The organism is Microtetraspora malaysiensis, assembly GCF_050947145.1.
Lineage (GTDB): Bacteria > Actinomycetota > Actinomycetes > Streptosporangiales > Streptosporangiaceae > Microtetraspora_A > Microtetraspora_A malaysiensis.
Genome location: NZ_CP191998.1, coordinates 2,797,848 through 2,811,245 on the forward strand (window position 1 = coordinate 2,797,848; position 13,398 = coordinate 2,811,245).

The window sequence follows — 13,398 nt, forward strand, 5'->3', positions numbered from 1 at the left end:
CCCTCACATCCGGAAGACGCCGTAGCCCGCGGGCGCGGCGGCCGGGGCGTTGCCGATCGCGGACAGGCACAGGCCGAGGACGGTGCGCGTGTCCCGGGGGTCGATCACGCCGTCGTCGTACAGCCGGCCGGAGAGGAAGAACGGCAGCGACTCGGCCTCGATCTGAGCCTCGACCGCCTGGCGCATCGCGACGTCCGCCTCCTCGTCGTAGACCTGGCCCCTGGCCTCGGCGGCGGCCCGCCCGACGATGGACAGCACGCCCGCGAGCTGCGCGGGCCCCATCACCGCCGACCGCGCGCTCGGCCACGAGAACAGGAAGCGCGGGTCGTACGCCCGGCCGCACATGCCGTAGTTACCCGCGCCGTAGGAGGCGCCCATGACGATCGTGATGTGCGGGACCGTCGAGTTGGACACCGCGTTGATCATCATCGCGCCGTGCTTGATGATGCCGTCCTGCTCGTACTCGCGGCCCACCATGTATCCGGTCGTGTTCTGGAGGAAGATCAGCGGCGTACGCGACTGGTCGGCGAGCTGGATGAACTGCGCGGCCTTGCGTGACTCCGCGCCGAACAGCACGCCCCGCGCGTTGGCCAGGATCCCGATCGGGTGGCCGTGCAGGGCGGCCCAGCCGGTGACCAGACTCGGGCCGTACAGCGGCTTGAACTCGTCGAAGTCGCTGCCGTCCACGATCCGCGCGATGACCTCGCGTGGATCGAACGGGATCTTCAGGTCCTCCGGGACGATCCCCAGCAGCTCGTCCTCGTCGTAGCGGGGCGGCGGCGCGGCGGCGAGTGCGGCCCCCGGCTCGCGCCGGTTGAGCCGGCCCCGCCGGGCCACGATCCGGCGGCCGATCCGCAGCGCGTCGTGCTCGTCGACCGCGAGGTAGTCGGCCAGCCCGGAGATCCGGGCATGCATGTCCGCGCCGCCGAGCGACTCGTCGTCGGCCTCCTCGCCGGTCGCCACCTTGACCAGGGGAGGGCCGCCGAGGAACACCTTCGCCCGGTCCTTCACCATGACGACGTAGTCGCTCATGCCCGGCACGTACGCGCCGCCGGCCGTCGAGTTGCCGAAGACCAGCGCGATCGTCGGGACGCCCGCCGCCGACAGCCGGGTCAGGTCGCGGAACACCTGCCCGCCGGGGATGAAGATCTCCTTCTGCGCCGGGAGGTCGGCGCCGCCCGACTCGACCAGGTTCACCAGGGGGAGCCGGTTGCGCAGAGCGATCTCGGCCGCGCGCAGCGACTTCCGCAGCGTCCACGGGTTGGACGCGCCGCCGCGCACCGTGGGGTCGCTGGCGTTGATCACGCACTCGACGCCCTCGATCACCCCGATGCCGGTGACCACGCTCGCGCCCACCGGATAGTCAGTGCCCCAGGCGGCCAGCGGCGAGAGTTCGAGGAACGGGGAGTCGGGGTCGAGCAGCAGCTCGATCCGCTCGCGGGCGAGCAGCTTGCCGCGCGCCCGGTGCCGCTCCACATACTTCGGGCCGCCGCCCGCGACCGCCTTCGCGTGCTCCGCCGCCAGCTCGCCCAGCCGGGCGAGCATGGCCGCGCGGCGCGCGTCGTACTCGGGGGCGGCGGCGTCCAGGCGACTGCTCAGGATCGCCATCGCGCCACCGAACCGTGTCCAGCCATGAGCAAGATCCTGCTCGGAGAGCGGCGTGCGCGTCAACGCCGGGCCGGTCCGGGGTGTGCCGGCGGCGGGCCGTCGTCGTGTGCCCGCCGCCGTGCCGCCGCCGTGCCGGCGCCGGGCCTGCGCGGCCGCGTCAGCCGCAGTGGGACCAGGCGCTGTTCCAGGCGGCGGAGCCGTACCCGCCTCCCCAGATGACGCACTTGCCCTTCGCGGCGAGCTTTTTCGGGCCCGCGTAGGTCGTGTACGAGCCCCAGTCGCTGGCGGAGGCGCCGCCCTTGACCTGCAGCACCGCGCCCATTTTGATCTTGCCGGGCACCACGTTTTTGGACATGGTGATCACGCAGTTGTTGCCCGTGGACGCGTTGTAGAGCAGGTAGGTCGTCGCGTTGCCGCCCCACCCGTGGGAGTCGATGACCTTGAAACCCGCCCCGCACACGCCCGTCGCCGTGTACGGGTTCGGCTTCGGAGGCGGCGGCGCGGCCGTTTTCGTCGGGGCGGGCGCCTTCGTCGGCGCCGGGGTCTTGGCCGGCGCGGTCGTCTTGGTCGGCTCCGGGTCCGGGTCCGAGCCCGGCGGGATCAGGACGGAGGAGTCCGACGGGCGTGGCGTCGACGCGGATTTCGGCGGCGCGGTGCGGGTCGGCGCCGCGGTGTGCGCCGGTTCCCGCCGGGCGGGCACGGGCGGCGGCGCGGTACGGCTCTGCGCGGGGCGGGAGCGCGGGGACCGCGACGGCGAGGGCGAGGGGTCCGCGGTCCGGGGCATGTCCGGGGTGGGGACGGTGGCGTCCGCGGGATCGCCCGTCTCCACCGCGGCGGCCTTCGGCTCCTCGTTGGCCACGTTCGTGGTGGTCTGTGTGTTCACCAGAGTGGCCGCGATGATCGCCGCCACCGCGACCACGCCCCCGGCGCCGGCGAGGATCGGCAGTCGCCGCCCCGCCTTCCGCCCGGCGGGCCGGGTCGTGGGCGCCGCCGGCCCCGCCTGCGGCCCCGGGCCCTGCACCGGGGACGGCCCCGGCTGAGTGGGCACCGCGCGGGTGGGCGCGGGGGGCGCGGCTGCCGCGTGGGAGGGCTCAGGGTGCGCGGGCGCCGCGTGGGCGGGCCCGGTGTGCGCGGGCGGCGCGTACGCCCCCGGACGGCCGGTGAGCATGGCGACCACGTCGTCGGCGGTGGGCCGCCGGGTGGGGTCCTTCGACAGGCACGCGGAGACGAGGTCGCGCAGCGGCGGCACGAGCGCGCTGACGTCGGGTTCGACGTTCAGGATCCGGTTGATCACCGTCGGGATCGAGTCGGCGCCGAACGCCGGCGTCCCGGTCGCCGCGAACACCATGGTGACGCCCCAGGCGAAGACGTCGGCGGCCCCGGTCGCCTCGCTGCCCGAGAGCAACTCGGGCGCGAGGTACGACGGCGTCCCCATGGTGGCGCCGGTCGCGGTCGCCTGCGGCGAGTCCAGCGCCCGGGCCACGCCGAAGTCGATCACGACCGGGCCCTCGGGCCCCATCAGGACGTTGGCCGGCTTGAAATCGCGGTGCGTGATCCCGGCCCGGTGGATGGCGGCCAGGGCGGTCGCCGTGCTGATGGCGAGGCGTTCGAGCGCGGCCCCCCGGCGCGGCCCCTCCTTGTCCACGAGCTGCCGGAGCGACGGCCCCGGGACGTACTCGCTGACGATGTAGGGCTGGTTCCCGGCGAGGTCGGCGTGCAGGACGGGCGCCGTACAGAAGCGCGCGACCCGCTGGGCCAGCGCGACCTCGCGCAGGAACCGGTGCCGTGCCTCGGGGTCCGCCGAGAAGCGGGTGTGCAGCAGCTTGACCGCCACCTGCTCGCCGGCCGGGCCCCGACCGAGGTAGACGACCCCCTGGCCGCCCTCTCCGAGCCGGTCCACGAGCTCGTACGGGCCCAGCTTCTCCGGATCACCTTCCCCCAGCGTCATGTTGACCCCGTTTTCCCGAATTAGCGTGACAGGAGAGGAAAACGCTACCAGTGATAGAAGGTGGGGCGGATTTCTATTGCTTTAGATGGCCTTACCAGGATTGAGAATATTGAGCGGATCGAAGACCCGCTTGATCCCGTGCTGGACCTCGGTGGCCACCGGTCCCGACTCCAGCGCGAGCCAGCGGCGCTTGAGCAGGCCGACGCCGTGCTCGCCGGTCAGCGTGCCGCCCAGCGCGAGCGCCTCGCGGAAGACCTCGTCGGCCGCGGCCCACACCTGCGGCGGGGGCTCCGCCAGTCCGCGCTCGAAGACGAACACCGGGTGCAGGTTGCCGTCGCCCGCGTGCGCCACCGTCGCGATCATCACGTCGTGCCGCGCCGCCGCCGCCTCCACCGCCGAGATCATGCCGGGCAGCGCCGACCGCGGCACGCACACGTCCTCGACCAGGCACTGCCCGAGGCGCTCCTTGGCCTGGTAGGCGAGCCGCCGTACCCCGACCAGCTCCGCCGCCTCCTCGGGCGAGCCGGACAAAGCGGTGAAGGACGCGCCGTTGGCGTCGCACAACTCGGCCATCCGGGCGGCGGCCCGCTGGCTGTCGGAGGCGTCGGACTGCGCGATCAGCATCGCCTGGGTGCCCGGCTCCAGGCCGATGTTCTTCCAGTCGTCGATCGCCTTGAGGGTGGTGCGGTCCATCAGTTCGAGCAGCGACGGCTGGCATCCGGCCGCGATGATCGCCGAGACGGCCGCCGCCGCGTCCCGCAGCGAGGAGAACTCCGCCGCGACCGTGGCCACCTCGGCCGGGGCCCGCCGCAGCCGCACGGTCGCCTTCGTGATGACCCCGAGCGTCCCCTCCGAGCCGACGAACAGCCCGGTCAGGTCGTAACCGGTGACGCCCTTCACCGTGCGGCGGCCCGTCTCCAGCACCCGCCCGTCGGCGAGCACCACCTCCAGGCCGAGCGCGGAGTCCCGCGTCACGCCGTACTTCACGCAGCGCAGCCCGCCCGCGTTGGTCGCGAGGTTCCCGCCGATCGTCGAGATCTCGTACGACGACGGGTCGGGCGCGTACATGAGGCCGTGCTCGCGGGCCGCGCGGTCCAGGTCGGCGGTGATCACGCCGGGCTCGACGACCGCGATCTCGTCGTCGGGCGCCAGTTCGAGGATCGACGTCATCCGATGCAGCGACAGGACGACGCTGCCGTCCGCCGCCGTGGCCGCGCCGGCCAGGCCCGTGCCCGCCCCGCGCGGCACGACCGGCACCCGGTGCTCGGTGGCCCACCGCATCGTGGTCACCACGTCGTCCCGCGACTGGGCGAGCACCACACCCAGGGCTTTGCCCGGACGCAGGAAGGTCCGGTCCCTGGCGTACGACTCGGTGACATCGGGATCGGTGAGCACCCGACCCTCGGGAAGCGCGGCGATGAGCTCTTTCACAAATAGGACTTTACGCCGCAGCAAGCTCACCTGATGCGAGAAATCGCAGGTGGGGACATCGGTCGAGCCGCCGCGTACGGCGCGCACGGCGTCCGCTGCAGGTGGGGCGGCGCCCGATTCCGCGGAGATCACGGTTCTACAAACTTCCCTTGCGCCCCTTTACGCCCCCTTTACTTGCTCTTTATCTTCCGCTTGCGGCTCCCGGGGCGCGCCTCGCCACGGGACCCCCCCAGGCCAGGCGTGCGCTCATCCCGGTGCGCCTCGTGACGCGTCCGGCGAACCCGGGCAGGAAAGGGATCTTGTTGTCCAGGAGACTCAGGCGTCTCGCTGCGGTGGTGCCCGCTCTCGGGCTGGCCGCTGCGGGACTCGCCACCTCAGGTGCGGCCACCCCCCAGGCCAACTATCAGCCTTCGGCGGCTGACCACTACATCAACTACGCGGCGCCGAGCGTGCAGAGCGACGTCACCGAAACCCCGGAACAGGTCCCCTCGAAGGGCGCCGCCCGCACGGCCGCGCTCGCGAAGGAGATCGACCGCAAGTACGCCAGCGGCAACCCCGTCGCCGCGCGCGAGCTGGCCAAGAACGAGAAGCGGGCCATCAAGACCGGTCAGAACCCCTTCGACTTCCTGTACAAGAAGTCGAAGACCACCAAGACCGCCAAGCTGCTCACCCTGCTCGTCGAGTTCAACGACCAGGCGAACGACGACTTCTCCGGCTTCTCGCACCCCAAGACGATCGACGACGTCGACGACTGCGTCACCGAGCCGCCCGGCACCAAGGTGAACGGTCCGCTGCACAACACCATCCCCAATCCGGCCAACGTCGCCGGGGGTGGCAAGGACAACAACTCGATGTGGGTGTCGGACTTCAACAACGCCCACTACAACAAGATGCTCTACTCCTCCGAGGGCATCACCACCCGCGTCCGCCCCGACCTGACCGACCCTCGGGACGGCAAGAAGGGCATCGACATCTCCGGCTCCACCATGAAGAACATGTACGAGGAGATGTCGAAGGGCGCGTACACCGTCTCCGGTGAGGCGGTCGGCTGGATCAAGCTGCCGCACTCCGAGGCGTGGTACGGCGCCGGCAAGTGCGGCTCGGCCATGCAGGACATGTCCGGCCACCCGGACAACCCGCGCGGCGCCGCCCAGCTCCCGATCGACGCGGTGAACGCCCTCGCGGCGCAGAACCCGGACTTCCCGTGGGCCGACTACGACAAGGAAGACGTCTCCGACGCGAACGGCGACGGCAACTACGACGAGCCGGACGGCGTGATCGACCACCTGGTCCTGATCCACGCCGGTGAGGACAAGTCCGGCGGCGGCGGCGCCGAGGGCACCTTCGCCCTCTGGGCGCACTCCAGCGACGTGACCGGCGGTTACACCGTCCCCGGCACCAACGTCAAGATCTCCAACTACATCGTGCAGCCCGAGGACTCCGGCGTCGGCGTCTTCGCGCACGAGTACGGCCACGACCTCGGCCTGCCGGACCTCTACGACGCCTCCGGCGGCGGCGACTCCGACGTGGACTTCTGGGACCTCATGGCCAGCGGCTCCCACGCCGGGCCGATCTTCCAGTCGCTGCCCACGCACATGGGCCTGTGGGACAAGTGGGTGCTCGGCTGGGCGAACCCCAAGAACCTCAACCCCGGTGACGGCACCAAGGCGCTGACCATCGGCCAGACCTCCCGTACTCCGAAGAACATGGAGGACGGCCTGCGGATCAACCTGCCGGACAAGCACATCGTCATGACCACCCCGCACAGCGGCTCCAAGGTCTGGTGGTCCAACAGCGACCAGAACTGGGCCGACTCGAAGTTGACCAGGACGGTCGACGTCCCGGCCGGCGCCGACGAGAAGTTCTGGTGGTGGAGCGAGTACAGCATCGAGCAGGACTGGGACTTCGGGTTCGTCGAGGTCTCCGCGGACGGCGGCGCCACCTGGGCCGAGCAGAAGGTCTACAAGGAGGGCGGCTCCCTCGCCAGCACCGACGACGGCTATGCCGACCCCAACGGCCGTCTGCGCGACTACGGCAACAAGAAGTACGGGATCACCGGCGACACCGACGGCTGGACCCACCTGTACACCGACCTGACGCCGTTCGCGGGCAAGTCCGTCCAGGTCCGCTTCCGCTACGCCACGGACGCGGCGTCCGTCAACACCGGCTGGTTCCTCGACGACTTCTCGCTCACCGACGGCGGCACGTCCGTCTGGAGCGACGACGTCGAGAACGGCGACAACGGCTGGACCGCCGCCACCGGCACCTTCACCAACACCAGCGGCGCCGGCTGGGTGACCCACACCGGCGAGCTGCAGTCGGCCCAGTACTACCTCGCCGAGTGGCGTAACTTCGACGGCTTCGACAAGGGCCTCGAGTACACCTACGACACGACCTGGCAGCGCGACGGGGCCTGGAAGGTCGAGAAGCTCAAGTACAACGCGCCCGGCCTGCTGGTCTGGTACCGCGACACCTCGCGGGCCGCCAACAACGTGGCCGACAACAGCTTCGACCTGCCCTCGGTGGGTCCGAAGGGCCAGCTCCTCCTCGTCGACTCGCACTTCGAGCCGCTGCGCCGTACGGGCGAGGCGGCGACCAAGGACCGGTCGACGCTGAAGAACCTCCCGTCCCGCCCGCAGTCCTCCAACGCGTCGTTCAACTTCGCCGGCACGTACCCGTTCAAGGAGTGCATCGAGGGCGAGCCGTTCACGGAGTACTGCACCTCGTTCGCGAAGCAGAACGCCGTGTCGACCTTCACCGACGCCAAGGGCTGGTACCCCGGCTTCGAGATTCGCAACGGCCAGCTCTTCTACCGGCACCGTGACGGCTCCGCGGTGGTCCCGTCCAAGGACAACCAGCCGTACACCACCCGGATCGTCCACCCCGACGGCACCCCGGCGACCGAGCTGTACGGCGCCGACGTCAACGGCGCGATCCTCGGCACCGGCAACCCCGGGGACGAGAACAAGCAGCTCGGCGTGGAGATCAGGCTCCTCACGCCGATGCCGTTCAACCTCGGCGTGGTCGTCCAGGTCAAGACGCCCAAGAAGTAACAAGAAGTAACAAGAAGTGACCGCGATGCGGTAAACGGACGGGCGGGCCCGGCGGCGCACAGCAGCCGCCGGGCCCGCCTACCATGTGATCATGCGGAGCAAAGCGGACCATACGGCCGCGATCCATGCGCATCGCCGCGCCGCCGTCGTGGTGAACACGCGGTCGCGACGGGGGCGACGCCACTACCCCGAGGTCATGCGGCTCCTCCGCACCGGCCGGTTCGACCTGGTCGGCGTCCATCAAGTGACCGACCCCACCCGGCTCAGGGCGACGATCGAGCGGGCGCTCGACGCCGCGCCCGACCTGCTCGTCGTGGGCGGCGGCGACGGCACCCTGAGCAGCTCGATCAAGCACCTCGCGCACCGCGACGTCGCCCTCGGCGTCCTGCCGCTCGGCACCACCAACAACTTCGCGCGCAGCCTCGGCCTGCCGCTCGACCTCGCCCGCGCCGTACGCGTCTTCACCGAGGGCAAGGTCGCCGACATCGACCTCGGCCTCTGCGGTGACCGCCCCTTCGCCAACCTCGCCAGCTTCGGCGTGTCCGTCGAGGTCGCCGGGACCGTGCGCCCCTGGGTCAAGCGGGTCCTCGGCCGCGCCGCCTACCCGCTGACCGCGATCCGGCTGCTGCCCCGCCACCAGCCGTTCCGGGCGTACATCACCGTGGACGGCCGGCGGCACGAGGTGCTCACCCACCAGCTCAACATCGCCAACGGCCGCTTCCACGGTGGCTGGCAGATCGCCAGGGACATCAGCATCGACAACCGGAGGCTCGTCGCGTACCAGCTCGGCTCCGGCAAACGGCTCAGGCTGCTCGCCGAGACCCTCATGCGGGCCACCACCGGCCGCTGGCAGAGCCTCGCCGGCGGCCCCTTCGTGTCCGGGACCGAGATGCTGCTGGAGACCGACCCGCCGATGGCCGCCGACATCGACGGCGAGGTGCGGCTGCGCACCCCGCTCGTGATCAAGACGATCCCGAACGGCGTGCGCGTCATGGTGCCCCAGAGCTTCACCGACACCTGAGCCAGGCGGTCAGTCCCGGTCCGCCGCGCCCTCCGGGCCGCCCTCCGCGAGCACGCGGTACGCGGGCCGCAGCAGGTCGAGCAGCGGGATGTGCCGCGCCTTGACCGGCGGCGGGTCGAGGGCGCGCAGCAGCAGGTCCGACGGAGAGGCGGGCAGGTCGCCGCGGTCGCGCAGTCGGGCCGGCGAGACGGGCGTCTCGTAGAAGTCCGCCATCCGCTCGGCGAACGGCACGTCGGGCACGTCGAAAAGGCCCGGCCGGGACGGCTCCTCGCCGCCGCCCGTCCCCGCCAGAGCCGTGTCGCGCAACGCGTCCAGCAGACGGTCCCTGGCCATGCCCCGCCAGGCCAGCACCAGGAACGGGTCGTCGTCGAACGACTCCGCCAGGACGTACAGCACCGCCGACAGGTGCTTGCAGGGGAACCCCCAGTCCGGGCACGAGCAGGACATCTCCAGCCCGGCCTCGTCCGGGAAGAGCGGCAGGCCGACCGAGCGGAAAACGTCCTCGATCTCGGGTGGCATCTCCCCGGCGAGCAGCGCGGCGCGGTGCCGCGCCTGCCCGGCCAGCGCCTCGACCACGTCCCGCCACCGGTCCGCGCCGTACGCCTCGACCTCGACGACGACCCGGTACGGCGTGGGCCGCGACCCCTGGACCCGGGACCGCACCCGGCCCGGCGCGATCTCCAGGTCGAGCACCTGACCGGACCGCGCGTACGAGCGGCCGCGGGAGAGCCGGCCGCGGTCGCAGACCGTCTCCAGGATGTCGATGAACCGGCGCGACCACCACTGCTCGCCGATCGAGCCGCGCTTGCTGCGCACCCGCAGGCCGCCCTCGACCTTGATCGGGCGGGAGGGCTCGAACCAGTCGCCGCGCGACCCGCCCCCGGACTTCTTCCGGATCACTGCACGGCCTCCGATCCGAGCTGGAACAGCTCACGCAGCCGGTCCGTGGACAGCTCGGCGATCCAGTCCTCGCCGGCGCCCACGACCCGCTCGGCGAGCGCCGTCTTGCGCTCGATCATCTCGTCGATCCGCTCCTCCAGGGTGCCCACGCAGATGAACTTCCTGACCTGCACGTTCCGTGTCTGCCCGATACGGAAGGCGCGGTCGGTGGCCTGGTTCTCCACGGCCGGGTTCCACCACCGGTCCACGTGGATCACGTGGTTGGCGGCGGTGAGGTTCAGGCCGGTGCCGGCCGCCTTGAGCGACAGCAGGAACAGCATCGGCTCGTCGTCGTTCTGGAACCGCTCCACCAGCGCGTCCCTGCGGCTCTTCGGCAGGCCCCCGTGCAGCCACAGGACCGGCCGGTCGAGGTGGGCGGCCAGGTAGGGCTGGAGCAGCGCGCCGAACTCGGCGTACTGCGTGAAGACCAGGGCCTTGTCGCCCTCGGCGACGACCTCCTCGGCCAGTTCCTCCAGCCGGGCCAGCTTCCCCGACCGGCCGGGCAGCCGCGAGCCGTCCTTCAGCAGGTGCGCCGGATGGTTGCAGACCTGCTTGAGCTTGGTCATCGCGGCCAGCACGTTGCCGCGCCGCTCGATGCCCTCGCTGTCCGCGATGCGGGCCATCATGTCCTCGACGACCGCCTGGTACAGCGTGGCCTGCTCGGGCGTGAGGGTGCACCAGACCTTCATCTCCATCTTCTCCGGCAGGTCGGAGATGATGGTCTTGTCGGTCTTGAGGCGGCGCAGCACGAACGGCCCGGTGGCCCGGCGCAGCGCGGCGGTCGCCGCCTCGTCGCCCGTGCGCTCGATGGGCTCCTGGTAGCGGGTGCGGAACTCCTTGGCCGCCCCGAGCAGGCCGGGATTGCAGAACTCCATGATCGACCAGAGCTCGGCCAGGTGGTTCTCCACCGGCGTGCCGGTCAGCGCCAGCCGGGTCCGCGCGGGCAGGGCCCGCACCGCCCGCGCCTGCCGGGCCGCGCTGTTCTTGATCGCCTGCGCCTCGTCGCAGACGACCCGGCCCCAGTCGAACCCGGCCAGGGCCTCCTGGTCCCGCAGGGCGGTGCCGTACGTGGTGAGCACGACGTCCGCCCGGCCCACCCGCTCGGCCAGCTCGTCGCCGCGCTCCCGGCCCGTGCCGTGGTGCAGGTAGACGTCCAGCGACGGCGCGAACCGCGCCGCCTCCTTCTGCCAGTTGCCGAGCAGCGACATCGGGCAGACCAGCAGCGTCGGAGCCGGCCGCGCGCCCGACTCCCGCTCGCTCAGCAGCAGCGACAGCGTCTGGGCGGTCTTGCCCAGGCCCATGTCGTCGGCGAGGACGCCGCCGAGGCCGATCGCGGACATGAACGACAGCCAGGCCAGCCCACGCTCCTGGTACGGCCGCAGCGCGCCCTGGAAGGCCTCCGGGGTCGCCACCGGGCGCAGCCGGCGGTCGGCCTCGCCGGACAGCAGGTCGCCGAGCGGGCCGTCCGCGTCCACCGCCACCAGCGGCAGCTCGTCCTCGCCGCCCTGGGCCACCTCCCGGAGCACCTCGTGGACGGTCGCCGCGCCGTTCCGGCGGCGCTCGACCGCGCGCAGCGCGGCCCGCAGCTGCCGGTCGTCCAGCTCGACCCAGCGCCCCCGCACGCGTACCAGGGGGACCTTGAGCCGGGCCAGCTCGGCCAGCTCCTCCTCGTCGATCGTCTCGTCGCCGATCGCGAGCTCGGCGCGGAAGTCCACGAGCTGCTCCATGCCGAACCCCTGGCCGACGACGGCTCCGGGACCGGACTGCCGCGTCCGCGCGGTGAGCTTCAGCCCGAGCCGGGTGCGGCCCGCCCAGGCGGGGAGTTGCACCCCGAACCCGGCGGCCTGCAGCAGCGGTGCGGCGTGCCGGAGGAACGCGTACGCCCCGGCCGTGTCGAGGTCCAGGCCGTCCGGGCGCGGGCCGCGCAGCGCCTCGTCCACCTTCGGATACAGGCGTACGGCCCGGCCGAGCCCGGCGAGCAGCGTCTCGTCCGGGCGGCCGGGGAACCCCGGCGCGCCCGCCCCCGCCCAGATGTCGCGGGCGGTCAGGTAGAGGCTGGGGTCCTCGGCGGACTGGAGGGCGAACTCCAGCCGCCACACGCCGCCGTCCGGGGCGTCCGGGGCGGCCGCGGGCTGCCCGCCGTACGCGGCGACCACATCCGCGGGCACGAACGCGGCCGCGTCGAGGTCCGGGTCGAGATCCGGCTCGGGCTCGGGCTCGGTCAGCCGGAAGCAGACCCGGACCGGCCCGTCGAGGCGGTGCGCGGCGGCGAACCACTCCAGCAGCGGCGCGGCCAGCTTCTCCGCCTCGGCGGGCTTCACGCCGGGCAGCGCCGCCGCCTCCCCGCTGAGCGCCACCGTCCAGCGGTCGGCCAGCGGGCTGCGCGGGCCCGGGCGGTGGCCGCGCAGCAGCCGGTCGGGCAGCGACCGCCGCACGACCGCGTCAGTGAGGCAGGCCAGCGCCTCGATCAGCACGTGGGCCGAGGGGCGCTCCTCGTCCACGGCCCGGCAGACGGGCGGCATCGCGGCGGCCAACTCGCGGAACCGGGCGGCGTAGGGGCCGGTCAGCACGGGACGCCAGCGCGCCGCGTAACCGCCGTCCTCGCCGACGAGCTGGGGGAGCACCCGGCCGTGCGCGACGAGATCGGCGGCGTATCCGGCGACCGCGGCGAGGTAGCGCAGCGAGGCGCCGGGGACCGGGACCCGCGACGTCGATCCCACCGGTTCGGAGGACCCGCCGAGGTCGTCGCCCGGTCCACCCGCCCCGCCGAGGGCCGGCGCCTCGCCCGCCTCGTCCGCCTCGTCCGGCTCGTACGCCGCGGCCGGGAGGTGGGCCGGCGCGTCCACCCGCTCAAGCAGGGCGAGCGCCTCACTCGCGGGGATCCGCAGCGCGGGCACCCGCCACAGCGCCATGGACGGGCGGCGCGCGGCGGTCGTGAGGCCGGACTCCGGGGACGGCAGCGGGCCGCGCGCCGAACCGGGCAGCAGCAGGACCAGGTCGGCCGCGGCCGCCTTGGCCGCCGCGGCGCCGGGGTCCTCCCCCCACAGCGACAGGTCGGCGGCGACGGCCGCCGCCGGCGCCGCGAACGGATGCGGGCGGATCTTGGCCCGTGACGCGGTGGCCGGGCCGCCACGCGTGTCCTCCGCCCAGATCGCCAAATCGCCGCCGCACCAGGCGCCGTGGATCACCAGCACGCGGTAACTCCCTTCCGAACAGGGCAACGCTAACAGCGGGCGCCGGGTGGAGGAGCCCGTCCGCCGGGAGCCTCCGGGCCACCTGTCCGCCCGTGACCGACGGGAAACGAAAGAGCCCCCGGAACGGTTCCGGGGGCTCGGAGAGGGACGCCCTCCGGCGGCGGATCCGAGAGTTTCGCCATTTCGACGAAAGTTTCGGAAACG

Annotated in this window: 7 protein-coding genes; 2 read left to right on the plus strand and 5 right to left on the minus strand. The window is 72.5% G+C overall.

Annotated features, from left to right (window positions below; translation table 11 throughout):
* Positions 1–3: 3 nt before the first annotated feature.
* From ACQP1V_RS13365 to ACQP1V_RS13375, 3 genes are all read right to left on the minus strand, one after another.
* Entirely contained in the window at positions 4–1,608 is a 1,605-nt protein-coding gene (locus tag ACQP1V_RS13365) for an acyl-CoA carboxylase subunit beta (RefSeq protein ID WP_433422563.1), read from the minus strand.
* A 157-nt stretch (positions 1,609–1,765) separates the two neighbouring features.
* Entirely contained in the window at positions 1,766–3,556 is a 1,791-nt protein-coding gene (locus ACQP1V_RS13370; protein ID WP_433422565.1) for a serine/threonine protein kinase, read from the minus strand.
* A gap of 81 nt (positions 3,557–3,637) precedes the next feature.
* Positions 3,638–4,987 carry an FAD-binding oxidoreductase gene (locus ACQP1V_RS13375; RefSeq protein ID WP_067143707.1) on the minus strand — a complete coding sequence of 450 codons (1,350 nt, stop codon included), beginning with the start codon at positions 4,985–4,987 and terminating at the stop codon, positions 3,638–3,640.
* 335 nt (positions 4,988–5,322) lie between these two features.
* Here ACQP1V_RS13375 and ACQP1V_RS13380 point away from each other — a divergent pair, with 335 nt between their 5' ends.
* Positions 5,323–8,040 carry an immune inhibitor A domain-containing protein gene (locus ACQP1V_RS13380; protein WP_433422568.1) on the plus strand — a complete coding sequence of 906 codons (2,718 nt, stop codon included), beginning with the start codon at positions 5,323–5,325 and terminating at the stop codon, positions 8,038–8,040.
* Positions 8,041–8,131: 91 nt separating this feature from the next.
* Entirely contained in the window at positions 8,132–9,061 is a 930-nt protein-coding gene (locus tag ACQP1V_RS13385) for a diacylglycerol/lipid kinase family protein (protein ID WP_433422571.1), read from the plus strand.
* A 9-nt stretch (positions 9,062–9,070) separates the two neighbouring features.
* Here ACQP1V_RS13385 and ACQP1V_RS13390 read toward each other — a convergent pair whose 3' ends face one another.
* Positions 9,071–9,961, minus strand: a complete 891-nt coding sequence (locus tag ACQP1V_RS13390) for an SWIM zinc finger family protein (protein WP_433422574.1) — start codon at positions 9,959–9,961, stop codon at positions 9,071–9,073.
* Positions 9,958–13,194, minus strand: a complete 3,237-nt coding sequence (locus ACQP1V_RS13395; protein WP_433422577.1) for an SNF2-related protein — start codon at positions 13,192–13,194, stop codon at positions 9,958–9,960. The genes ACQP1V_RS13390 and ACQP1V_RS13395 overlap by 4 nt, the downstream gene beginning before the upstream one ends.
* Positions 13,195–13,398: the final 204 nt, after the last annotated feature.

Excerpts from the sequence above, each read along its gene's own strand:
- ACQP1V_RS13370 (WP_433422565.1), bottom strand. The coding sequence starts at position 3,556 with ATGACGCTGGGGGAAGGTGATCCGGAGAAGCTGGGCCCGTACGAGCTC.
- ACQP1V_RS13385 (WP_433422571.1), top strand. The coding sequence starts at position 8,132 with ATGCGGAGCAAAGCGGACCATACGGCCGCGATCCATGCGCATCGCCGC.
- ACQP1V_RS13365 (WP_433422563.1), bottom strand. The coding sequence starts at position 1,608 with ATGGCGATCCTGAGCAGTCGCCTGGACGCCGCCGCCCCCGAGTACGAC.